Here is a 22719-nt window from a genome sequence, read left to right on the forward strand (position 1 = left end):
GAGGCCGCGCATAGGTGCGTTTGCGACCGATCGCTAGGACGATCAGGCGAGATCCGTTGCGTGATCTTTAATCGCCTTCCTGCTTCGGGCGGCAGCGATGGTGCCAAATCAGATCAAGCTGTCGCTGTTCAGACATCGCTTCTGCATTCAGGCGAAACCTGCTGAGAACAAGCAAATAGCTTTTGTCCGCTTATGTCGTCGCAGATGGCACGCACCGCGCCTCAGCATTACCCCCAAGCCTCGTCCCTAGCGACCGACAAGGCATCACTCCTATCCTCCTGCCAGCAAGTCTGGTCGTAGGCTCCCAAGCGCTGCCTTCCATCGAGAGAGACAGCGATTGCACCTAAGCTCCTATCTCTCAGTCCCCTTGCACCGCTCAGAACCGCGTCGGATTCTGGACACCGGGAAGACTCGGGAAACCGCTCTGCGAGGCGGGTTGCGGCACGGTTACCGGAGGGGCTTCGAGATCGAGCGTGCCGGTCGCGGCGGATGGCGGGGTCGGCGTGGCGGCGGCTTCGCTGGCGGCGCGCCGACGCTCGGTCTCGACCCGGGCGGCCTCCGCGCGAGCCGCCTCCGCACGAGCGGCCTCAGCGCGCTCCAACTCGGCGCGCCGGGCTTCCTCCTCGCTTTTCAAACGTGCGTCGCGAAGCGCGTCCCGCTCTTTCGCCCGCGCCTCATAAAAGCGAACTTCGCGGCGCAGGCGCACGGTTTCGCGTAGCGCCTCTTCGAGCGTGCGAACCCGCGCCTGCTCGATCTGATAGGCGCGGGAGGCGAGATAGCTGGTGAGCGGGGCGACGCCGATGTCGCGGCGCGGCTGCGAAAGCGTGCCCGAGAGCGTGTAGACGAGGGCCGGATCGGGGGCGTCCACGACGTCCTCCTCCACCGGCTTGGGAAGCGCGATGTCGATGCGACCCGAAAGGGCGCGGTCGGCCAACGCGACGCGCGCCTCCCCATTAAGGGTCAGGCCGCTGGCCTGCGCCTCGGCTGGCCCGATCTGCAGCGTGCCGTTGCCGAGCCGCAGCCCGGCCGACACCGTACCGAGATCGAGACTGCTCGCGGTCTGCGCCGCGCCTACGAGACGCGCGACTGCCTCGTCCGTCGCGCTGAAGCCTTTCTCGTCGGCGGCGGCGAGAACGGGTCGCATCACGTCCGGCGACGTGCCGAAGAGCTTGGCGTTGCGCAGCGAGGCGTTTCCGGTTCCGTCGGCCGAAAGGCGCAGCGCCTGCCAGGTCTGCCCGCCCGCCTGGAAGGTCATGTCGGCGTCGAGCAGCCCGGACAGGATAGCGCCCTCCCCGCCTCCCAGTTGCACCGGTCGATCGGCCAGGCGCCAGGTCCAACGCGTGCCGACGAGGCCGCCGACATTGCTGAACCGGCCGCTGCCCTCCACCCGTCCTTCGCCGAGCCCGGCCTCGAAATCGCTGACGGTCAGTTCCGTGGCCGTGCCGTTCACATTCGCCTTGAGATCGCGAAGAGAGCCAGGCGCCCCCTCCAGCGTTCCCGCCTCCAGCGCCAGCCGGAAGGCGCGCTCGGGCAGGAAGGGCGCGGCGAAGGGGCGGGTGTCGGCGTCCGCGCCTTCCTGCGCGACGCCCGTCAGCAGGGTAAGCAGCCAGTCGGCCGAGAGATGGTCGAGCCGCAGCTTTCCGATGACGCCGCTGCCACCTGCCGCCGAAAGCTGCCCGGTGAAGCGATTGTCGGCGACATGACCCTCCACCTCGTCCAGAACCCAGTCGCCGCCGAACCATTTGAGCCGAGCCTTGGCGTCCACCGGCAAGGCGTCGACGCCCTGGCCGAGACCGAGGCCCAGCGTCGTCAGCCAAAGGCTGGCTTCCTCGCTGCGAAGCGCAAGGCGCGCGTCGAGCGAGGCGAGGCCCGCCTCCGCCAGCGCCGCCGTGCCCTCCAGCGTCAGGCTGGAGCCCGGCGCTTCCGCGCTCAGCGAAACGCTCGCCCCCTCGCTCGGCGCGCCGGAGGACACGAGATGCAGGGCGAGCGGACCCGGCGCGCCGAGATCGAGCGCGGGAAGGCCGACCTGCCCGAGAAGATCCACCGGCTTATCGTTGCGCAGCACCATGTCCAGCCCAAAGCGCCCGTCCTTCCAAGCGGCGGCGAGGCCGTTTTCCAACGCGAGCTTGACCGTGAGATCCGTGCCCCCCGCCTGTCCGCTGAGTTCGGCCACGAGATCGCTTCGGCCGGCAGCGGTGACCGGCGAAGCCGTGCCGCTCAGCGACAGCGGCCCGAGCACCGTGCCGCGCGCGGCCACGACCTTGAGAAGCGGGCTTTCCGGCAGGCGGGTGCGCAGGAAGGCGAGGAAGCGGGCCGGCTCGTCGGCGGAGAGTTCGACGCTGAGATCGGGCACCGGGGCGCTCGACACGGTGGCGATCGTGCCCTCGGCATGAATGTCCGCGCCCGCCAAGCCGTTGGCGTCGAAGGCGCTGATGTCGAGGAGGTCTCCCGACAGCGTTACGTCCGCCTCGACGCTATCGGCCTGCATCCCGGCATAGCGCAGGGGCGCGGCGGAGAGTTGCAGCTCGGTCCGCTCCGCCTCGCCCTCGGCCTGCGGCCGCAGCCCGGCCAGCGCCAGAAGCGGTTCGAGGTCCACCGCGTCGCCGCGCAGTTCCACCGCCGTCGCCACGCCCTCGGGCCGCACGGTTCGGTTGACCGTGCCGCGCAGAACTTGTCCGCCGAGATTGAGTTCGAGCTGATCGAAGCGCTGCGTGGCGGCGCCCAGCTCCACCTTGGCCTGGAGGCCGGCCTGCTCCAGCTGCGCCAGACTGGCGGTGCCGCCGAGCCCCGCCCAGTTGAAGAAGGTCGCGGGCTGGCGCGCGGCGAGAAGCAGCAATCCGCGAAACCCAGGGGTTGCGCCGAGTTCCGCGACGCCCGAGGCCTCCACCAGCGTGCGGCCCGGCAGCTCGCCCGACACGCGGTCGATCGACCAGCCGCCCTGCGACGGTGAGCCGGAAAAACGCACCTCGCGGATCGGCGTATCGCCGATCGTCACGATCGGCAGGGCGATGCGCACGCGGCCGGGAAAGGGGCTCGCCGGCAAACGCCGCAGGGCGGCGCGCACGGCCTGCACCCGGTCGGTGAAGCTCGGCGCCGTTCCCGCTTCGGTGCCGGCTGGGGCGATCTGGTCGAGATCGATGTCCTGGCCGGACAGGTCCACGTCGAAATGCGGGATCGGCGCGAGGTTGAGGGACGCCGCGCCGGTGACGAGATAAGGCGTTTCGCCCTCGCCCACCGAGGCGCGAAGGTCCGACAGGGCGATGCGCTGGGTGGAAAGCTGAAAGCCGCCGTGAAGCTGGATGGCGGGCCAGGGCGTCACCGCGCGAAGGCTGGGCTCGGCCAGCGGCGTGCGCAGGGTCAGCGTTCCGTCCACCAGCGGTTTGCCCGGCACGCTGGAGGCGATGCCGGACACGCTGACCGAAAGGCTCGGCGAATCGGACTCGGCCGTCACGCGAAGCGACAGGGTTCCGTCGCCCGGCGCGATGCCGGTCGACAGGCTGACGCGCAGCGGCTGGTCGTTGAGGCGCAGAGTTCCCGTCCCGGAGATGGGGCCGAGAAGCGAGCGGGCGGACAGATCGGCGTCGATCGCATCCAGCCGGACGCGGCGGTCGAGCCTGCGGTCGGTCAGGAGAACCGAGCCGTCGGCGATGCGAACCTTCTCGAACACGACCGGCAGGCTGGTCGGCAGGCTGGAAGCGGCGATCGGCCAGCGCACCGCGCCGCTGGCATCGACGGGCAGCGACAGGCGCGGCGCGTCCAGCTCGGTGTTGAAGATGCGGACTTCGCCCGACAGGAAGGGCGCAAGCTCGGCATCCATGCGGAAGGCCGCCATGGTCAGAATCGGGTCGGCCGCCTCCCCCACCACGACGTCGTTGAAGGCGATGGAGGGAAAGGGCAGGAGCTGGGCGGAGACGGCGCCGCGCACTTCGACCTTGCGCCCGACGAGGCGCGAGGCCTCGGTCTCGAACGCCGTGCGATAGCCCGTCCAGTCCACGAAGCGCGGACCCACCAGAAGAGCTAGAAGACACGCGATCAGCAAGCCGCCGAAGACGATGAACAGCCGCAACGCCTGAGCCTTCCCCTCGAATTTCGCTCGAATCACGGGGCGCATGCCCCAACCTCCGGAAATCCTAACAGTTTTACCACCCGGCGGTCATGCGGCTTGCGCGCATCGGCGATCAACTTGCCAAGCGCGGCAAACAAAGGCTTGCGGGCGAGGATCACGAAGCCTGCGTGCGAAATCCCGCTTCACTCCGTGGGGGCTGTTCCCCTAGTGTTCCCGGAAGAATCCATTAAGTAGTCGGCCATGACCGAGATGACCGATCCATCCGCGCCGCCCCCGAAGAAATCCTCCGGCATCGCCGCGCGCGCCTTGGCCGCCCGCGGTGGCCCCGTGGCGACGCCGGCGGCCGACTATCTCGCGGGCCTCAATCCCGAGCAGCGCGCCGCCGTGGAAACCACGGAAGGCCCGGTTCTGGTTCTGGCGGGCGCGGGCACGGGCAAGACGCGGGTGCTCACCACGCGCATCGCCCATATCCTCAGCCAGCGCCTCGCCTACCCCTCGCAGATCCTGGCCGTGACCTTCACCAACAAGGCCGCGCGCGAGATGAAGACGCGCATCGGGCTTCTGGTCGGCGGCGAGGTCGAGGGCATGCCCTGGCTCGGCACGTTCCACTCGATCGGCGTGAAGATCCTGCGCCGCCACGCCGAACTCGTGGGGCTGAAATCGAACTTCACCATTCTCGACACGGACGATCAGATTCGCCTCATCAAGCAATTGCTGCAGGCCGAGAATCTAGACGACAAACGCTGGCCGGCGCGCACCTTCGCCAATCTCCTGGACGGCTGGAAGAACAAGGGCCTGACGCCGGAGACGATCCCCGAAGGCGACGCGCGCTCCTTCGGCAACGGCAAGGGGCGCGAGCTCTACCGCGCCTATCAGGCGCGGCTGGCGACGCTGAACGCCACCGATTTCGGCGATCTGCTTCTGCATCCGATCGCGATCTTTCGCGACCACCCGGACATCCTCGCCGACTATCACCGGCGCTTCCGCTACATCCTGGTGGACGAATATCAGGACACCAACGTCGCGCAGTATCTCTGGCTGCGGCTGCTCGCCCAAAGCTCGCAGGTGCGCCGCGACGCCGGCCAGGACAAGGTGAACGTCTGCTGCGTCGGCGACGACGACCAGTCCATCTATGGCTGGCGCGGCGCGGAGGTGGACAATATCCTGCGCTTCGAGAAGGATTTTCCGGGCGCGAGCGTGATCCGCCTGGAGCGCAACTATCGCTCCACCGCGCATATCCTGGGCGCGGCCTCCGGCCTCATCGCCGTGAACGAGGACCGGCTGGGCAAGACGCTGTTCACCGATTTCCACGACCCAGAGCACGAGAAGGTCGCCGTCAACGCGGGCTGGGATTCGGAGGAGGAGGCGCGCTCGATCGGCGAAGAGATCGAGCAGCTACAGCGCAAGGACCACAAGCTGAACGACATGGCGATCCTGGTGCGCGCCTCGTTCCAGATGCGCGAGTTCGAGGATCGCTTCGTCACGCTCGGCCTCAACTACCGCGTCATCGGCGGCCCGCGCTTCTACGAGCGCCAGGAGATCCGGGACGCGCTGGCCTATTTTCGCTGTGTCTGTCAGCCGGCGGATGATCTCGCCTTCGAGCGCATCGTCAACACGCCCAAACGGGGCCTTGGCGACGCGGCGCTGAAGCTCCTGCACGAATATGCCAGAGCCAAGGGCATGCCACTTCTGGCGGCGGCGGGCGATCTCGTGCAGGGCGACGAGCTGAAGCCGCGCCCGCGCGCGGCGCTGGCGGATGTCGCGCGCAATTTCGACCGCTGGTCCGGCCTCCTGTCCACGACGCGCCACACCGATCTCGCCGAGATGATCCTCGACGAGTCCGGCTATACCGAGATGTGGCAGGCCGACCGCTCGGCCGAGGCGCCTGGCCGGCTGGAAAACCTCAAGGAGCTGATCCGCTCCATGGACGATTACGAAAGCCTGCCCGGCTTTCTCGAGCATATCGCCCTCGTCATGGACACCGAGCAGAACGCCCAGACCGACGCCGTGTCAATCATGACGCTGCATTCGGCCAAGGGCCTGGAGTTCGAGACCGTGTTCCTGCCCGGCTGGGAGGAAGGCCTGTTTCCGCACCAGCGCTCGCTGGACGAAGGCGGGCGCTCGGGGCTGGAGGAGGAACGGCGCCTTGCCTATGTCGGCATCACGCGCGGCAAGCGGCGGGTGAAGATTTCCTTCGTCTCCAACCGCCGCATCCATGGCATGTGGCAGACCACGATCCCCTCGCGCTTTCTCGATGAACTGCCAGAGGATCATGTCGAGGTCGTCGAGGCCTCCGCCTCCTATGGCGGCTACGGCGCCGGGGGCATGGGCGGCTACGGCGCCTCGCGCTGGGACGCCAACGCCTTCAGCGCCTCATCCTACGGCACGCCGGGCTGGCGGCGCGCGCAAGCTGCGAACGGCTCGGGCAGCACCTACGAGGGCGGGCGCGGCCGGCGCATCGAATATGGCGAGGGCGGCGTTTCCGGCTCGGGCGCCAGAGCCTCCGCCACGGCCGACAAATACATCGCGCGCGACGGCGGCACAGCCTCCGGCGGTGGCAGCGGCTTTGCCGGGCGGATGGAGGACGCCCATTCCGCCCAGCGCTCGCGCGGCTCCAACCAGCCGCCGCGCAAGGGCGGCGGCCTCTACTCATCGGCCAAGAGCGGCGGCCCGCGCGAGATCGAGGGCACGCTCGTCGCCAAGTCCGTATCGGAAGAGGCAAGCCCCTTCTTCGTGGGGGACCGGGTGTTCCACATGAAGTTCGGCAACGGCACGGTGGCCGTGGTGGAAGGCAACAAGCTGACGGTGGATTTCGACCGGGCCGGGCAGAAGCGCGTTCTGGACGGGTTCGTTTCCCCGATCTGAGCGCGGCCGGCTTTGAACGTCTCCGGGCAAAGCGGATAGGTTTTGCCGGGATAAGGCGGAAAGAACCATAGGCTTGAGCATTCCCGGCGGATCGGGATCACCGAGAATGCTCTGGAAGACCAAAACGCGAAACGCCCGGATCGCTTCAAGGCAATCCGGGCGTTCTGCTATTCAGGAGTCTCGGGTCGAGACCCGATTTCAGGACAGGCCGGCCAGAAGCTCGTGGACCCGGCGCAGATAGGCTTCCGCCTGCCGTGCCCGCGCCTCGGCCTCTTCGGCGCGCTGCTCGGCGCGCTTGGCGCGAACGGTCGTTTCCCACTCGTTGTATTCGGCGTTGCGCAGGGCGACTTCGGCACCGGCGATCTTCTCGTCCGCCTGCTTCAGCCGCTCTTCCAGCGACAGGATCTGGGCCTGGGCGCGCTGGTGCTCTTCCGCCGAGCGATCGGCCAGCGAGCGATTCTGCTTCTCCAGCTGCGCAAAGCGCTTCTCGTAGCTGCGGATCGTGCCGGCCGCCTGCTCTACCATGGTGAGCGTCTGCGTCCAGTCGCCGCCGGGCGCGTCGACCGGCAGATTGGCGGCGGGCTCGATCAGGTCCGTCGACGGGGCGACGAGGATCGCGCTGCCCTCGTTGGCGGGGGGCGGAATGTCACCCTCGCGCAGCGGCAGCGGTTCGCCGCCGCGAAACAGGCTCCCGAGTTCCTCGGCCGCCATGTCGAACAGCGCCGAGGGGCGGTCCGGCTGGCCGGGATCGAGATCCAGATCGTCGGCAATCTCGGTGCGGATCGCGCTCATTGCTCATCTCCCTGCGGATTGTTCAAGAAGGCGGCGCGCAGATCGGCCTCGACCTGCGCGTCGTCGCTTTCCGTCCCGACCACCTTGCTGAAACTGCCGATTATGGCGTCGTGCATCTTGGCGAGCCAAGCTTCCGCCTCGCTGGCGCGGGCCTCGGCCCGGCGCGCGCGCGCCTCGGACTCGGCCAGGCGCACCTCGGTCTCGTCGAGCTGCTCCTGCAGAGAGCGGATCTCCTCGGCCGCCCGCTCGGCGTCGAGCCGGTGCTCGATCTCCATCTCGGTCGTGCGCTCGTCGCGGATGCGGATGGCTTCGCTCGCCTCGCGCACGAGGTCGAGCGCCGCCGACCAGTCCCGCTTCGGCTCGCTCCCCGTCGTGACCAGCGAGTAGCCGGCGTCACCGCGCTCGTCGGCCATGTCGGACAGGCTCTGACGCAGGCTCAACCCGATCTCTTCGTTCCCTCTGATCGTCATGCCTCGGTTTCCCCTCGTCCCTTGCCGCATTCCTCAACGCCCGAAGGCGCTCAATCGTTCTTGTCGGGCGCCGTGAAGGGGCGCACGTTGGATGGCCTGTCCTCGCGCGCGGCGGTTTCCGGCGGCAGGTCGATGGCCCCTTCGCCATGGCGGCCGCGCGTGGCGCGTTTGAGGCTTTCGTTCTGCCGCTGGAGCGCCGAGCGGCTTTCGCGCGCGATGTCGAGCGCCCCTTGCGCGAGTGTGCGTTCGGCGCGCTCGTTCTGCAACTCCTCGATCAATCGACGGTTAGCGACCTCGAGCGCCATGCGCTCCTGCTCGAAACGCAGGGTCAGCGCTTCCACCCGGTCGGTGAGATTGGCGGCGCGCGAATTGACGCTTTCGAGCGAGGCGTCCTTGGCCGCCAGCGCCTTCACCAGCATGTCGCAGCGCGCTTCCATCTCGTTGCGGCCCTTGTCGGCCTCCTGGAGCATGGTGGAAAGGCGGCCGTTATCGGCGCGCAGGCTTTCCACGCGCCGCTCCAGGGTGGTGCGGTCGGCCGAAGCCTCCTTCACCGCCCGGTCGGCCGAGCGCACCGTTTCCTCGCGCTCGCGCAGCTGGTTGCGCACCTGCACCAGGATCTGGTCCGTGGCGGCGAGGCGCGCGCTCAAGGTCTCGATCTTCATGGCCGAGTTGGCGCGCTCGGTCTTCAAGGCGCCGAGATCGGCCTCGTGCTGGGCGACGCTGCGCTGGCGCGCCGCCTGCTCGGAGGCGAGCTGGGTTTCCAGCGTCGAAATTGTCTGGAGGTTCTGGTCGACCTGCTGCTCGATCTCGTTGAGGCGACCGTAGAGCGCCACGAGTTCGGCCGACTGCTCCTCGGCCAGAAGCTGCAACCGGCGGTTCTCGCCGTCCAGAATCTGCCGCTTCTCCTCGGTTTCCGACAGCAGCCGCTCGGCCTCGTTGAGGGCCTGTTCGGAAATCTGCGCCTCGGCGCGCAGCGTCTTCACCTCGAGCGAGAGCGACTGGTTCTGCTCGACCTCGGCTAGGAGCTGCCGCTCCAGCGCGTTGGCATGGGAGGTGCGTTCGCGCAGCGTCAGGCGCTGCTCGTCCAGGATCGTCTCGTTCTCGCGCAGCGTGGTTTCCAGCCGCCCGACCCGGCCGGTCATGGCCGTGAGATCGGCCATCGCCTGCGAGTTGCGGCTGAGAAGATCGTCCACCTCGCGGCGGAGCGACTGGTTGCCGTCGACCTCCTGCGAATGGAGCGCTTCGAGTTCGAGAACGCGCGCCTTGGTCTGTGAGAGTTCGCCGGCGATCGTCTCGATCGGCGCAATCAGGAGCGAGAAGTCGTCCGTCAGCGTGCGCAGCTCGCCGAGCCGTTCCGACATTTCGCCGATCCGAACCCGCAGCACCTCGTTGCGCTGCCCGATCCCGTCCAGGGGAGGAAGCGAGGCGGGCACGGACGTCGTCTCCATCGGAGGGGGTCTCCTGACCGTCTGCGCCTGCGGCGGGATCGGCGCCTGCGCCTGGCCTTCGCCATTCCCAGCGGCTTCAGGCCGCGGCGAGCCGAGCCGGAGGAAGAAGGACAAAGGTGACGTCATGGAACGGGACCCCGAAGGCTAAGGCTTCATCGCCTGTCTTGCCGCCTCGCGCGTGCCGAAGCAATTGCCTTAAGAATTGGTAACCGAAGTTTTCCGCAAATTGTCGTTTTTGAACGTCACTCGTCGCACCCAAGCCCCTTTCTCGGGTCAGGTGGCAGATAGAAGCGTCGAGATCACGAGGATATGATCGGCCGAGCCTTCAGGCGGCTTACGTTCAGGAACCGTTCAGGCGGCGCGTTGTTCCTTAGGCAGACTTATAGCTTTGCCGGAGTGATCCATGCGTATCGCAAGAATGCTCGGGGGTAAGGTCTTGGCCGTCGCGATTGCGCTGACCATGTTGCCTGCTGCCATCCCGGCCAGTGTTCCCATCGTCGGCGCCACCGCGGCCAAGGCCGATCCTTATTGGGGCGGCGGCTATGGCTACCGCCCGTACCGGGGTGGCCCCGGCTATTATCGCGGCGGCCCGGGTCCGGGCTATTACGGCGGCGGCCCCGGCTACTACGGGGGCCCGCGCTATTATGGCGGTGGTCCCCGCTACTATCGCCATCGCCACAACAATGGCGGCGCGGCCATCGCTGGCGCGATCCTGGGCCTGGGTGTCGGCGCGGCGATCGCCAGCGCCAACCAGCCCCGCTACGCCGCACCGCGCTATGTGGCACCGGCCTACGGACTCCGCCCGTGGACACGCGATTGGTATCGCTATTGCGCGTCCCGCTACCGGTCCTTCGACCCCGGTTCGGGTACGTTCCAGCCCTATAACGGCCCGCGTCAGCTCTGCCGCTGAACGCATCGGCCTGACCTGCAAGATGGCCGCGTCCCTTGGGCGCGGCCATCTTGCTGTCCGGGGAACTCGAACCCCCATGCCGCATTCCCTCCAGACCAGTTTGGCGCAAGGTTGGGGAGAGGTTGATATGGCGAGGCGAACGAAATTGAAGGCGGGCCTTCTGGCGCTCGCCAGCTTGATGGCGCTCCCGACTTGGGCATCGGCCGGCGAGTTCGTCGGCATCGATCCCTACAATCGCCCCGTCTATGCGCGGGAGACTCAGTTTCCCATTGTGCCAAGCCGGGTCACCGGCCCTTATTATCGCAAGACGGTCGGCCAGTTCGGCGGACCTGCAGTGGCTGGCCCGCTCTATTATGCCGAACCGGCGCCTCCCGTTCCCGGCTACTACAGGCCCGATCCGCTCGTTCAGGCCGGCGCCGTTCTCGCCTTCGACCAGAATGCCGCCATCGGACAGGCCGAGCGCAATGCACGCGCGGAGCGAGGCATTGGTCGCCCCGCTCCATTCAGCGCCGAATGGTATCGCTGGTGCGAGGCGCGCTACCGCTCCTTCGACCACGATTCGGGCACCTTTCAGCCGAGCAACGGCCCTCGCCGCCTCTGCCGCTAGGCGGGGTCGGGCAAGGGCCGGGTCGCCAGTTCCAGCCAGTGACGGTCTTCGGCGTCCAGCCGAGGGCCGATCCGTTTCGCCACCTCGGCATGGTAGGCGTTCAGCCAGTCGATCTCGTCCGCAGTCATGAGTGAGCGCACGACGAGCCGGCGGTCGATCGGCGCGAAGGTCAGCGTCTCGAACCCATGCATGGGCAGATCGCCGCCCTCGATGGGTGCGGCATCTTGCGTCAACAAGAGGTTCTCGATCCGGATGCCGAAGGCGCCCTCACGGTAATAGCCCGGCTCGTTTGAGACAATCATGCCGGGCTCCAGCACCGCCACGCCCCGGCGCGAGATGGATTGCGGCCCTTCGTGAACTGCGAGGAACGCGCCGACCCCATGCCCCGTGCCATGGGCGAAGTCGCAACTTGCGCGCCAGAGCGCGATGCGGGCGAGCGGATCGAGGTCCATCCCGCGCGTGCCCTTGGGAAAGCGTGCCGTGGAAATGGCGATCATGCCCTTCAGCACCAGCGTGAACTTCTGCCGCACCTCGTCCGGCACGACGCCCAGCGCCACGGTCCGCGTGATGTCGGTCGTACCGTCCTGATACTGCGCGCCGGAATCGACGAGAAAAATCTCTCCTTCCCCCAGCGTGCGGTTGGACGCGCGATTGACCCGGTAGTGCGGCAGCGCCGCATTGGGGCCGGCGGCGGAGATCGTGTCGAAGGACAGGTCGCGGAGCGGCATTCCGTCCGCTTCGCCGAACCGGCCGCGGATGGCTTCCAGCCTCTCGGCGGCGTCGATTTCGGTGACGCTGCCGGCCGGCTGCCGGTCCAGCCAGGCCAGGAACGAGGTGATAGCCGCGCCGTCGCGCAGATGGGCGCGTCGCGACCCCTCGATCTCAACCGCGTTCTTGCGCGCGCGGGGCAATCGGGCGGGGTCTTCCTTCTCGACGATGCGCCCGCCCGCGCCCGCTACGATGCGACCCAGCCGGTCGGCGGTGAGCGCGGGGTCCAGCATCACCGTCTTGCCTTCCGCGAAGGCCGCGAGCGCTGGCTCCAGGCGCTCGGGCGCCTCGATCGCGGCGAGGCTGGAAAACGCCGCTCTCGCTTCCCCGTCCAGCTTGTCCCCATCGATGAAAAGCACCGCCGGCCCCGCAGCAGGAATCAGCGCGAAGGACAGCGGCAGGGGCGTGTGGGGAACGTCGCTGCCTCGAATGTTGAAGACCCAGGCGACCGAACTCGGGTCGGTCAGAACGACACCGTCAGCCTTGGCCTTGCGCAGGCCTTCGCGGATCATTTCCAGCTTCTCGCCGGCCTCCACGCCGGCATAGGCGACGGGTTGCAGCGCCACCCGGCCCTTGGGAGCGACCGGGCGATCCTGCCAGATGCGGTCCACCGGATTGTGCTGGAGCGGCACCAGTGCGCCGCCCGCCTCCTCCATGGTCTTCGTCAGCGCCTTCACTTCGGCCAGCGTGTGGAGCCAAGGGTCGAAGCCGATGCGAAGGCCCTTGGCCTTGTCGCCGAGATAGCTGGCGAGCGGCGTCTCGACCGAATTCTCCGGCGTGAAGACCGTGCCGTCGATCTGCGCGCGCACCTGCACGGTGTAGCGCCCATCGGTGAAGAGCACGGCGCTCTGGGGCAGAACCAGGGCCGTGCCGGCCGAACCGGTGAAGCCGGTCAGCCAGCCGAGGCGCGCGGCGGAGGGCGGGATGTACTCGCCCTGGTGCTCGTCGGCGCGCGGCACCACGAACCCATCGACGCCCGCCTCCGCCAGCGCGGCGCGCAGGCGCTCGACGCGCGAAGCCGATTGCGAGGAGTCGGACATCTCGTCGAAATCCTGGAACATGGGTGGCTTCCCTTTGTCGCGGCAGGTTGAAGAGGCAGAGTCTGCCTTCGTCTGTTCCAAATCCGCACGCCCGGCTCAAGCGAAAAGGTTCATCATGGGGGTGCTTGCACGTCGCGATCAGGCTCGCTATGTTCGATCTTACGTTTACGCAAACGTCAAAATCGCTTCATCCGAGGAGGGATCGCGATGCCGGTCTATCAGGCGCCCGTGGCCGATACGCTGTTCGTGCTCAACGATCTGTTGGGTATCGAGCGACACAGCAACCTTGCAGCCTTCGCGGAAGCCTCGCCCGATATCGTGGAAGCCGTGCTGGGCGAAGCCGGACGGTTTGCGCAGGATGTGTTCTTCCCACTGAACCAGACGGGCGACCGCGAGGGTTGCCATCGCCACGAGGACGGCTCGGTCACGACACCCACCGGTTTCAAGCAGGCCTATAACCAGTTCCGCGAAGCCGGCTGGGGCGGGCTCTCGGCCGACCCGGCCTATGGCGGCCAGGGCCTGCCGCACACGGTGGCCGCCGCCGTGAACGAATATCTCTCCTCCGCCAACATGGCCTTCGCCATGTATCCCGGCCTGACGCGCGGCGCGATCGCGGCGCTGGAGCAGCACGGGACGCAGGAGCAGAAGCAGCTCTACCTGCCCAAGATGATCGAGGGCATCTGGACCGGCACGATGAACCTGACGGAGCCCCATTGCGGCACCGATCTGGGCCTCTTGCGCACGAAGGCCGCGCCGGTGGGCGACGGGTCCTATCGCATCACCGGCCAGAAGATCTTCATCTCGGCCGGCGAGCACGATCTCTCCGACAACATCATCCATCTCGTTCTCGCCCGCATCGAGGGCGCGCCGGAAGGCGTGAAAGGCATCTCGCTTTTCGTCGTGCCGAAGTTCCTCACCGACAAGTCCGGTGCCATCGGCGCGCGCAATGCCGTCTCCTGCGGTTCGATCGAGGAGAAGATGGGCATCCACGGCAACGCCACCTGCGTCATGAACTATGACGGGGCAACGGGCTGGCTGGTGGGCGAGGCCGACAAGGGCCTGCGCGCCATGTTCACCATGATGAACGAGGCGCGGCTCGGCGTCGGCGTGCAGGGGCTCGCCGTTTCCGAGATCGCCTATCAGAATGCCGTCGCCTACGCCCGCGAGCGCATTCAGGGCCGTTCGCTCTCCGGCACCAAGGCGCCGGAGAAGCGCGCCGACCCGATCATCGTCCATCCCGACATCCGCCGCATGCTGATGACCATCCGCGCGGTGAACGAGGGCGGCCGAGCGCTGATTCTCTGGACCGCGCTGAAGGGCGACCTGTTCCACCTGTCGCAGGACGCCAAGGAGCGCGAGGCGGCGGACGACTGGCTGGGTCTGATGACCCCCGTCATCAAGGGCGTGCTGACCGACAAGGGCTTCGACAACGCCGTGATGGCGCAGCAGGTCTATGGCGGCCACGGCTATATCGCGGAATGGGGCATGGAGCAGTATGTGCGCGACGCGCGCATCGCCCAGATCTACGAGGGCGCCAACGGCATCCAGGCGCTCGACCTCGTCGGCCGCAAGCTGGCGCTGAACAACGGCCGCGCCGTGCAGAGCTTCTTCGCCGAGGTCGGCGCCTTCTGCGAGGCGCATCGCGCCGACGAGCGCCTGTCGCCCTTCACCAAGGGGCTGAAGAAGGGGCTGAACGACCTGCAGGCGGCGACGCTCTGGCTGATGGGCAACGCCATGGGCAAGCCCGACAACGCGGGCGCGGCCTCGACCGACTACATGCATCTCTTCGGCCTCGTGGCGCTCGGCTACATGTGGGCGCAGATGGCCAAGGTGGCGGCGGAGAAGCTCGGCGACGGCAGCGCGGCCGATCCCGCCTTCCTGGAGGCCAAGCTCGTGACGGCGCGTTTCTTCATGGACCGCCTGATGCCGGAAACGGCCGCCCACCTTGCCCGCATCTCCTCGGGCTCCACCTCGATGATGGCGCTGGACGCCGCCGTCTTCTAAGACGCAAACTTATCTTGGAGTCATCGTGCGAGAGCAGTTTGTAGAATGGGTTACTGCAGCCTTACGAGACCATAGAGATGGAGCAACCATCGTCGAGGTTGCGCGGCATATATGGACTCATCATGAGCCGGAGCTCCGTGATTCCGGAGATCATTTCTACACTTGGCAATACGACGTTCGCTGGGCCGCCAATCAATTAGCTCGAAATGGGCTGCTTGATTACGGCCGTCGCGGGCGAAACAATCTCTGGATTCTTCGAGGCGTCTGATGACTGAAGCCTTCATCTACGATCATGTTCGCACCCCGCGCGGCCGGGGCAAGAAGGACGGCGCCCTTCACGAGGTGCCGGCCGTTCGCCTCGCCGCCCGGGTCTTGGAATCGCTGCGCGAGCGCAACGGGCTGGACACCGCCAAGGTCGACGACATCATCTTCGGCTGCGTCGACCCCGTGGGCGAAGCCGGCTCGGTGATCCCCAAGGCCGCCGCCTTCGAGGCGGGATACGACTTCGCGGCGCCCGGCATTCAGATCTCGCGCTTCTGCGCCTCCGGGCTGGATGCGGTGAACCTCGGCGCCGCCAAGATCGGCTTCGGCTCCGACGACATCGTGATCGCGGGCGGCGTGGAATCCATGTCGCGCGTCGGTATGGGCATGTCGGGCGGCGCCTGGATCATGGACCCCTCGGTCGGCATCCCCGCCTATTTCATGCCGCAGGGCATCTCGGCCGATCTGATCGCCACCAAATACGGCTTCAGCCGAGACGACGTCGACGCTTATGCCGTGGAGTCGCAGCGCCGCGCGGCGGAAGCCTGGGCCGACGGGCGCTTCGCGAAATCGGTCGTGCCGGTGCGCGATCAGAACGGGCTCGTGATCCTCGACCGCGACGAGCACATGCGCCCCACAACGGACATGCAGTCGCTTGGGAGCCTCAACGCCTCCTTCGCCGCGCATGGCGAGATGGGCGGCTACGACGCAGTGGCGATCCAGGCCCATCCCGAGCTCGAAAGCGTCGAGCACGTCCACCATGCCGGCAATTCGTCCGGCATCGTGGATGGCGCCGGCGCCGTGCTGCTCGGCTCCAAGCGCGCCGGGGACACGCTGGGGCTGAAGCCCCGCGCGCGCATCCGCGCCTTCAGCAATATCGGCTCCGACCCCGCGCTCATGCTGACCGGCCCGGTGGACGTGACGAAGAAACTTCTGGAGCGCTCCGGCATGGCGCTCTCGGACATCGATCTGTTCGAGCTGAACGAGGCCTTCGCGGCCGTGGTGCTGCGCTATCTCCAGGCCTTCGAGATCGACCCCGCCCGGATGAACGTCAACGGCGGCGCCATCGCCATGGGCCATCCGCTCGGCGCGACCGGCGCGATGATCCTCGGCACGGTGCTGGACGAGCTCGAGCGGCAGAACAAGCAGACCGCGCTGGTCACGCTCTGCATCGGCGCCGGCATGGGCACGGCGACCATCATCGAGCGCGTCTGAGCCGCGCCCGCCATGGCTGCCCCTCGCCTGTCCCCTTCCGTCGGCCGGCTTGTGCCGTCAGCAGACCTGGACGCCGAGCTCGGCGGCCATGTCGCGCGCGCCGCGCAGGTTCAGCTGGGGCAGCGCCTCGAAGGCGGGGCGGGCGAAGTAGTAGCCCTGGAACAGGCGAATGCCGGCGACCTGCAGGATCGTGAACTCGGCTTCCGTCTCGACGCCCTCGGCCAGAACCTCTATGCCGAGCGCCCGCGCGGCGGAGGTGATCGAGGCCACGACCACCTGTCGGGGATAGCTCGTGTCGATGCCGCGCACGAGCTTCATGTCGAGCTTGATGAGGTCGGGCTGGAAGTCCACCAGGAGACCCAGCCCGGCAAAGCCTGCGCCGAAATCGTCCAGCGCGGTGACGAAGCCCTGTCGGCGATATTCCGACAGGATGCGCTGGAGATGGCCGGTGTCGAGGATCTCCTCGTTCTCGGTGAACTCGAACATCAGCGCGCCCAGCGGAAAGTCGTGCTTGCGGGCGGCGAGAAGCGTCGCGCGCAGGCAGGCTGCCGGCTCGTAGACGGCATTGGGCAGGAAGTTGATGGACAGGCGCACGCTCTGCTCGCGCGGGAAGAGCCGAGAGGCCAGTTCGATCGCCTTGACGCGGCAGCGCTGGTCGAACCGGTATTTCTGATCCGGCCCGACCTGGGACAGGATGCTGTAGGCGCCCTCCCCCTGAAGACCTCGGACCAAGGCTTCGTAGCCCCAGACGCGGCTTTCGCTGATATCGTAGATCGGCTGGAACGCCATCGAGAAGTCGAAATCCAGCGGCTCGCCCGACCGGCATCCGTCACAACCCGAGCTCATTCCGCTTCCTTCCGCAGCCCCTCCGACCTCGGCAGTCTACAAGGGGCCGCCTTAGTAAAGTCTGAAGTTTCCGGGCGGCTTGCGTAGCCGTCCTTCGAATTCGCCCGACCTTTCATCTTGAAACATCCATTTCGGGAAACAGGCATGACCTACAAGAACTTCACTCTCGGCCCGAACGAAGACGGTATCGTCGTGGTCACCTGGGACATGCCCGACCGCTCGATGAACGTCTTCACCGAAGAGGTGATGCGCGAGATCGACGCGTTCGCCGACGCCTTCGCCGCCGACGAGGCGGTGAAGGGCGTGGTGCTGGCCTCGGGCAAGGCGGGGTCCTTCACCGGCGGCGCCGATCTGAAGATGCTGCGCGGCATGTTCGACGCCTTCGAGGCGAAGAAGCGCGAGGACGAGGCGGCGGCCGTGGCCGAGCTGTTTCAGCGCTGCGGCGAGATGGGCCGCATCTGGCGCAAGCTGGAAACCTCCGGCAAGCCTTATGTCGCGGCGATCAACGGCACCTGCATGGGCGGCGGCTTCGAGCTGGCGCTGGCCTGCCACGGGCGCGTGGCCGCCGCGGAAGCCAAGATGGGCCTGCCGGAAGTGAAGGTCGGCATCTTCCCCGGCGCCGGTGGTACGCAGCGCGTGCCGCGCCTCACCGACACGCAGTCGGCCCTCCAGATGCTCCTCAAAGGCGAGACGCTGTCGGCGGCCAAGGCCAAGTCGATGAAGCTGATCGACGAGGTCGTGCCGGCCGACGGGCTGATCGAAGCGGCCAAGGCCATGCTGCGGGCCGGGTTGAAGCCGGTGAAGCCCTGGGACGAGAAGGGCTTCAAGCTGCCGTCCGGCCCGGTCTATTCACCCGCCGGGGCACAGGTCTGGCCGGCCGTCGCCTCGCTCTACCGCAAGGAGACGGCGGATAATTATCCCGGCGCGCGCGCCATCGTGAAATGCGTCTACGAAGGTCTTCTGCTGCCAATCGATCAAGCGCTTAAGGTCGAGCAGCGCTACTTCACGGAGGTCCTCCAGACCACCGAAGCGGCAATGATGATCCGCTCGCTCTTCGTTTCGCTGCAGGCGCTGAACAAGGGCGCCCGGCGCCCGTCCGGGGTCCCCGAGCAGACGCTCGGCCGCGTCGGCGTGATCGGCGCCGGCTTCATGGGCGCCGGCATTGCCTATGTCGCAGCCAAGGCGGGGCTGGAGGTCGTGCTGATCGATCGCGACCAGGAGGCCGCCGACAAGGGCAAGGCGCATTCGGCCGGTCTGATGGACGGTCTCGTCAAGAAGGGCCGCGCCAAGCCAGACGAGGCCGAGGCGCTGCTCGCGCGTATCACTGCGACGCCGGACTATGCCGCGCTCAGCGATGTCGATCTGGTGATCGAGGCCGTGTTCGAGGATCGTGGCGTCAAGGCGGAGGTGACGCGCAAGGTGGCCGAGGTGCTGAAGCCCGGCGCCATCTACGCCTCCAACACCTCGACCCTGCCGATCACCAGTCTGGCAGAGGCCTTCCCCGACGCCTCGCGCTTTATCGGCATCCACTTCTTCTCGCCGGTCGACAAGATGATGCTGACCGAGATCATTCTCGGCAAGGAGACGGGCGACGTTGCGCTCGCCACCGCGCTCGACTTCGTGCGCGCCATCAAGAAGACGCCGATCGTCGTCAACGACACGCGCGGCTTCTTCGCCAACCGCTGCGTCCTGCGCTACATGACCGAGGCCTACGACATGCTGGTCGAGGGCGTGCCTCCGGCCATGATCGAGAACGCGGCGAAGTTCGCCGGCATGCCGGTCGGCCCGCTGGCGCTGAACGACGAGACGGCGGTGGATCTCAGCCATCGCATCATGAAGGCGACCATGCGCGACGAGGGCGAGGACGCGGTCGATCCGCGCCATTTCCAGCTGGTCGAATCCATGGTGACCGAGGACGGACGTCTCGGCCGCAAGGCGGGCAAGGGCTTCTACGACTATCCCGCCAAGCCGGCCAAGAAGCACCTCTGGCCGGGCCTGAAGGAGAAGTTCCCGCAGCAGAAGCCGGAGGACGTGGACTTCGCGGAGCTCAAGCAGCGCTTCCTCGTCACCATGGCGCTGGAAGCGGCGCGCACCATGGAAGAAGGCGTCGTGACCGACCCGCGCGAGGCCGATGTCGGCTCGATCCTCGGCTTCGGTTATGCACCTTATACCGGCGGCACGATCTCCTACATCGACGGCATGGGCGCCAAGGCCTTCGTCGCCCTGTGCGAGAAGCTGGAAGCCAAGCATGGCGAGCGCTTCCGCCCGACGCCTCTGCTGCGCGAGATGGCCGAGCGCGGCGAGAGCTTCTACGGCCGCTTCGGCGCGGCGGAAGCCGCCTGAGCCAGATAAGGCGGCCCGATCGGGCCGCTGCAACCTCTTCTCAACTCGGGCGGGTCCGCTGATTTCAGTGGGCCCGCTTTTCTTTGGCGAGGCTGCGGCCGATCGTGTCTGCGACCCGCGCGCCCCGCGCGCCGAGCGGCTTGTCCGGCTTGTCGGTCGTATCCATCGCGGTCTGGTGCTCCATCTCGGCATTGATTTCGGCGCCGATGATGAAGATGGTCGAGGACAGCCAGACCCACATCATGAAGCCGACCACCGCGCCGAGCGAGCCATAGGTGGCGCCGTAATTGGCGAAGTTCTGCAGGTACCAGGAGAAGCCCATCGAGGCGAGAAGCCAGATGCAGGCGGTCAGCGTGGCGCCGAAGAAGACCCATTTCCAGCGTGCCCGCGCGCGGCTCGGCCCATAGCGGTAGACCATGCTGATGCCGCCGACCGCGAGAACGAAGACCAGCGGCCAGCGGGCCGCCGCGATCAGTTCGTCGGTCAGGCTTTCCGCGCCGATCAGGTTCATGATGATGGGCACCACGCCGACCGTCACGAACATCACGATGCCGATGAAGACCGCGCCCATGGTGAACAGGAAGGCGATGGCGTTGAGCCGAAGGAACGAACGCTCCTCCTGCTCGCCATAGGCGACGTTCATCGCCTCGAACAGCGTCTTCACGCCGTTGTTGGCGCTCCAGAGCGAGAAGAGAAGGCCCGACAGGAAGCCGATCGACAGTGAGGCGGGATCGCGCGTCACGAGATATTGAAGCTGGGAGGTCAAGATGTCGGTGCCGGCACGCGGCAGAAACTGGCCGACATAGGCGATATGGTCGGCGATCGTGGTCGGGTCGGCGACGATGCCATAGAGCGAGACGAAGACCGCCAGCGCCGGGAACAGGGCCAGCAGGAGATAGAAGGTCGCGCCGGCAGCGATCAGCATGACCCGGTCCTCGAAGAACGAGTACCAAAGCCGCCAGGCGATGTCCTTCCAGCCTCGCCAGGGGATGCCCAGCGGCCCACTGGCGTCGCGCCCCCGCCCCGGCTCGCTGGCGCGGCGGCGGGTTTCCTCGGTCGTGTTCGGGGCAAAGCGCAAGCCCGGCACAGGCATGATCATCTCCAGGAAGCACGAGGCCGGACACAGCCCGCGAACCCACCGGAATGCAGCCTCCGCCCGCAGGTTCCCCTTCAGCCTGTGGAGAACCTATATATGAGATTGTTTGACAACTCGGCGGCGGAGGGCCGCCGAGCGATTTTTTGACGTTCGCGAGGCGCCAAACGCAGTCGATGCCGGTGGCATCGGCGAGGATTGGCAACGAAGTGGCGGCGGAAAAGCGCCAGCGGGCCGACCCAACCGAGTTTTCAAACAGTCTCTAAGGCCAAATTCCGCGCAAGCTTGCCGCTCGGGCGTGGAAAACCGGAGCCGTTGCGCTCTCGCCTCTCGACACCGCGCGCGGGCGACCGTAAACAGATGGGAAGGCAAGGATAATATTCCTTGACCTCGGTCTTCCATCCCCGATCCTCGAGACGATCCGCATGTTTTCCCACGAGCGCATCTGGACGGCGATCGATCTTCTGGCCGCCCGCTGCAAGCTGTCCCCCTCGGGCCTTGCCCGAAAGGCGGGGCTCGATCCCACGACCTTCAACCGCTCCAAGCGCTTTGCCGTCGACGGGCGGCCGCGCTGGCCCTCGACCGAATCGATCGCCAAGATCCTGGAGGCGACGGGCGTCGCGTTTTCCGAGTTCTCCTCGTTTCTGGGCAGTGGCCTGTCGCCGGCCAACCTGCCGGCGCGCCCCTCGGCCGCCGTGCCGCTGATCGGCTTCGCGCAGGCCGGCGTGGGCGGCTTCTTCGACGATGCCGGCTTTCCCGTGGGCCAGGGTTGGGACGAGATCGAACTGCCCGGCCAGGACGGCATGCTCTATGCGCTTGAGGTTTCCGGCCAGTCGATGATGCCGCTCTACCGTGAGGGCGACGTGGTGATCGTCTCGCCCGGCGCCTCGGTGCGGCGGGGGGACCGCGTCGTCGCCAAGACGCGGGACGGCGAGGTCATGGTGAAGATCCTGCAGCGGCAGACCGCCAAGACCGTGGAACTCGCCTCGGTCAACCCGGACTTTCCCGACCGCCAGTTCGCCGCGTCCGAGATCGAATGGATCGCCCGCATCCTTTGGGCCAGCCAGTAGGGCCGAGCACCTGCGACATTCCAACCGGAAGGCGCCGCGCTAGATCCCATCGTGGCGAAACCGAGGACCGAACATGCGAACCTTTCGAATCGCGCTGGGTCTCTGCGCGCTTCTTCTGGCGTGGATGTTTCTCCTGCCGCAGACCGCGCTCGGGCCGGTGGAACGGCGCGTCGCGCGGGTCGAGACCCCTGAAACCGCAGCCTCGACGCCGGCTTCGAGCGAAGCGGGCGCCACGCCCAATGAGGCCGAACTCACCCTCGGTCCCGTGCGCACGGTCGGCCCCGTCGCGGTCGAGACCGTCGGCCCCCTGCACCGCCTGCCGCCGGTCGTGAGCGGCGCAGCCGAGCCGCCTGTCGCGGCGATTCCGGCCGCCGAGAGCGAGCCCGAGATCGCGGCCGCCGGGGAGACGACGCAAGCGCCCGTCGAGGAGGCCGCCCTCGCCCCGGAGCCGGCCAAGCCGGAAGTGCCGGGCACACGCCGCCTGCCCTTCCCGATCGCGCTGGACAGCGGCACGATCCGCTCCGGCGAGACGATGATCCATATCGCAGGCGTCGCGCCCATCGCGCCGGACGCGCGCTGCGCCGACGGGCCGCGCTCCTGGCCCTGCGGTGTGCGAGCGCGCACGGAGTTCCGGGCCTGGCTGCGAGGGCGCACGCTGGTCTGCGATCCCGCCGCCGAGCAGGCGCCGGAGGCGCCCGTCGCCTGCCGGCTGGGCGAAGAGGATGTCGGCGAATGGCTAGTGCGCAATGGCTGGGCCAATGCGGAGTCGGGCAGCCGCTACGAGGCGACGGCCAATGCCGCCCGCAAGGAAAGCCGGGGCATCTGGCAATTCGAGATCGCGCAGCAATAGCACCCGCAAGAGGGCGGACGCTCTCAAGCGCTCAAGCCGGGGAAGCCCAGGCACCCCGGCCCTGTCTCCAG

15 protein-coding genes are annotated in these 22719 nt (G+C 67.4%); 8 read left to right on the top strand and 7 right to left on the bottom strand.

Annotated features, from left to right (window positions below; genetic code table 11):
• Positions 1-376 precede the first annotated feature (376 nt).
• Positions 377-4111, bottom strand: a complete 3735-nt coding sequence (locus M673_RS13980; RefSeq protein WP_061976608.1) for an AsmA family protein — start codon at positions 4109-4111, stop codon at positions 377-379.
• Between the two features lie 195 nt (positions 4112-4306).
• Between M673_RS13980 and M673_RS13985 the strand changes: the two genes are divergently transcribed.
• Positions 4307-6931, top strand: coding sequence for an ATP-dependent helicase (locus tag M673_RS13985; protein WP_061976609.1), 2625 nt, complete (start codon positions 4307-4309; stop codon positions 6929-6931).
• A gap of 198 nt (positions 6932-7129) precedes the next feature.
• On the opposite strand, the gene M673_RS13990 is transcribed toward M673_RS13985, so the two are convergent.
• Genes M673_RS13990 through M673_RS14000 form a run of 3 tightly spaced genes read right to left on the bottom strand, consistent with a single transcriptional unit; the run spans position 7130 to position 9641 of the window.
• The gene (locus tag M673_RS13990) at positions 7130-7723 is read right to left on the bottom strand and encodes a hypothetical protein (protein WP_061976610.1); all 594 of its coding nucleotides are present in this window, start codon (positions 7721-7723) and stop codon (positions 7130-7132) included.
• Positions 7720-8193: a hypothetical protein gene (locus M673_RS13995; protein ID WP_061976611.1), complete on the bottom strand. Its 474-nt coding sequence runs from the start codon at positions 8191-8193 to the stop codon at positions 7720-7722. Before M673_RS13995 ends, M673_RS13990 begins: the two co-directional genes overlap by 4 nt.
• 50 nt (positions 8194-8243) lie before the next feature.
• The gene (locus tag M673_RS14000) at positions 8244-9641 is read right to left on the bottom strand and encodes a hypothetical protein (RefSeq protein ID WP_061976612.1); all 1398 of its coding nucleotides are present in this window, start codon (positions 9639-9641) and stop codon (positions 8244-8246) included.
• 403 nt (positions 9642-10044) lie between these two features.
• Here M673_RS14000 and M673_RS14005 point away from each other — a divergent pair, with 403 nt between their 5' ends.
• Together M673_RS14005 and M673_RS14010 are read left to right on the top strand one after the other, a co-directional pair.
• Positions 10045-10551 (top strand): BA14K family protein, encoded by a 507-nt coding sequence (locus M673_RS14005; protein ID WP_082639460.1) that lies wholly within the window; start codon positions 10045-10047, stop codon positions 10549-10551.
• Between the two features lie 127 nt (positions 10552-10678).
• Positions 10679-11158, top strand: a complete 480-nt coding sequence (locus M673_RS14010; protein WP_061976614.1) for a BA14K family protein — start codon at positions 10679-10681, stop codon at positions 11156-11158.
• Here the strand turns inward: M673_RS14010 and M673_RS14015 are convergent.
• Positions 11155-12987 carry an aminopeptidase P family protein gene (locus tag M673_RS14015; RefSeq protein WP_061976615.1) on the bottom strand — a complete coding sequence of 611 codons (1833 nt, stop codon included), beginning with the start codon at positions 12985-12987 and terminating at the stop codon, positions 11155-11157. The genes M673_RS14010 and M673_RS14015 overlap by 4 nt on opposite strands.
• A gap of 186 nt (positions 12988-13173) precedes the next feature.
• On the opposite strand from M673_RS14015, the gene M673_RS14020 reads away from it, so the two are divergent.
• Positions 13174-14970 (top strand): acyl-CoA dehydrogenase C-terminal domain-containing protein, encoded by a 1797-nt coding sequence (locus M673_RS14020; protein WP_061976616.1) that lies wholly within the window; start codon positions 13174-13176, stop codon positions 14968-14970.
• Between the two features lie 267 nt (positions 14971-15237).
• Positions 15238-16446: an acetyl-CoA C-acetyltransferase gene (locus tag M673_RS14025; protein ID WP_061976617.1), complete on the top strand. Its 1209-nt coding sequence runs from the start codon at positions 15238-15240 to the stop codon at positions 16444-16446.
• Positions 16447-16503: 57 nt separating this feature from the next.
• Here the strand turns inward: M673_RS14025 and M673_RS14030 are convergent, their stop codons facing one another.
• Positions 16504-17292: an EAL domain-containing protein gene (locus M673_RS14030; protein ID WP_061976618.1), complete on the bottom strand. Its 789-nt coding sequence runs from the start codon at positions 17290-17292 to the stop codon at positions 16504-16506.
• Positions 17293-17436: 144 nt separating this feature from the next.
• On the opposite strand from M673_RS14030, the gene M673_RS14035 reads away from it, so the two are divergent.
• Complete coding sequence (locus tag M673_RS14035; protein ID WP_061976619.1) at positions 17437-19635, top strand: FAD-dependent oxidoreductase; 2199 nt, start codon at positions 17437-17439, stop codon at positions 19633-19635.
• A 64-nt stretch (positions 19636-19699) separates the two neighbouring features.
• Here M673_RS14035 and M673_RS14040 read toward each other — a convergent pair whose 3' ends face one another.
• Complete coding sequence (locus M673_RS14040; protein ID WP_061976620.1) at positions 19700-20728, bottom strand: YihY/virulence factor BrkB family protein; 1029 nt, start codon at positions 20726-20728, stop codon at positions 19700-19702.
• 425 nt (positions 20729-21153) lie between these two features.
• Here M673_RS14040 and M673_RS14045 point away from each other — a divergent pair, with 425 nt between their 5' ends.
• Positions 21154-21798, top strand: coding sequence for a S24 family peptidase (locus M673_RS14045; protein ID WP_061976621.1), 645 nt, complete (start codon positions 21154-21156; stop codon positions 21796-21798).
• Positions 21799-21871: 73 nt separating this feature from the next.
• Positions 21872-22648, top strand: a complete 777-nt coding sequence (locus M673_RS14050) for a thermonuclease family protein (protein ID WP_061976622.1) — start codon at positions 21872-21874, stop codon at positions 22646-22648.
• The last annotated feature ends 71 nt before the right edge of the window (positions 22649-22719 follow it).

This window comes from Aureimonas sp. AU20, from assembly GCF_001442755.1.
In the GTDB taxonomy this organism is placed as follows: Bacteria; Pseudomonadota; Alphaproteobacteria; order Rhizobiales; family Rhizobiaceae; genus Aureimonas.

Coding starts and splice junctions, on each gene's coding strand:
- M673_RS14030 (WP_061976618.1), bottom strand. CDS start 17,292: ATGAGCTCGGGTTGTGACGGATGCCGGTCGGGCGAGCCGCTGGATTTC.
- M673_RS13980 (WP_061976608.1), bottom strand. CDS start 4,111: ATGCGCCCCGTGATTCGAGCGAAATTCGAGGGGAAGGCTCAGGCGTTG.
- M673_RS13985 (WP_061976609.1), top strand. CDS start 4,307: ATGACCGAGATGACCGATCCATCCGCGCCGCCCCCGAAGAAATCCTCC.
- M673_RS14035 (WP_061976619.1), top strand. CDS start 17,437: ATGACCTACAAGAACTTCACTCTCGGCCCGAACGAAGACGGTATCGTC.
- M673_RS14005 (WP_082639460.1), top strand. CDS start 10,045: ATGCGTATCGCAAGAATGCTCGGGGGTAAGGTCTTGGCCGTCGCGATT.
- M673_RS14020 (WP_061976616.1), top strand. CDS start 13,174: ATGCCGGTCTATCAGGCGCCCGTGGCCGATACGCTGTTCGTGCTCAAC.
- M673_RS14025 (WP_061976617.1), top strand. CDS start 15,238: ATGACTGAAGCCTTCATCTACGATCATGTTCGCACCCCGCGCGGCCGG.
- M673_RS14010 (WP_061976614.1), top strand. CDS start 10,679: ATGGCGAGGCGAACGAAATTGAAGGCGGGCCTTCTGGCGCTCGCCAGC.
- M673_RS14015 (WP_061976615.1), bottom strand. CDS start 12,987: ATGTTCCAGGATTTCGACGAGATGTCCGACTCCTCGCAATCGGCTTCG.
- M673_RS14000 (WP_061976612.1), bottom strand. CDS start 9,641: ATGGAGACGACGTCCGTGCCCGCCTCGCTTCCTCCCCTGGACGGGATC.
- M673_RS13995 (WP_061976611.1), bottom strand. CDS start 8,193: ATGACGATCAGAGGGAACGAAGAGATCGGGTTGAGCCTGCGTCAGAGC.
- M673_RS13990 (WP_061976610.1), bottom strand. CDS start 7,723: ATGAGCGCGATCCGCACCGAGATTGCCGACGATCTGGATCTCGATCCC.
- M673_RS14040 (WP_061976620.1), bottom strand. CDS start 20,728: ATGCCTGTGCCGGGCTTGCGCTTTGCCCCGAACACGACCGAGGAAACC.
- M673_RS14045 (WP_061976621.1), top strand. CDS start 21,154: ATGTTTTCCCACGAGCGCATCTGGACGGCGATCGATCTTCTGGCCGCC.
- M673_RS14050 (WP_061976622.1), top strand. CDS start 21,872: ATGCGAACCTTTCGAATCGCGCTGGGTCTCTGCGCGCTTCTTCTGGCG.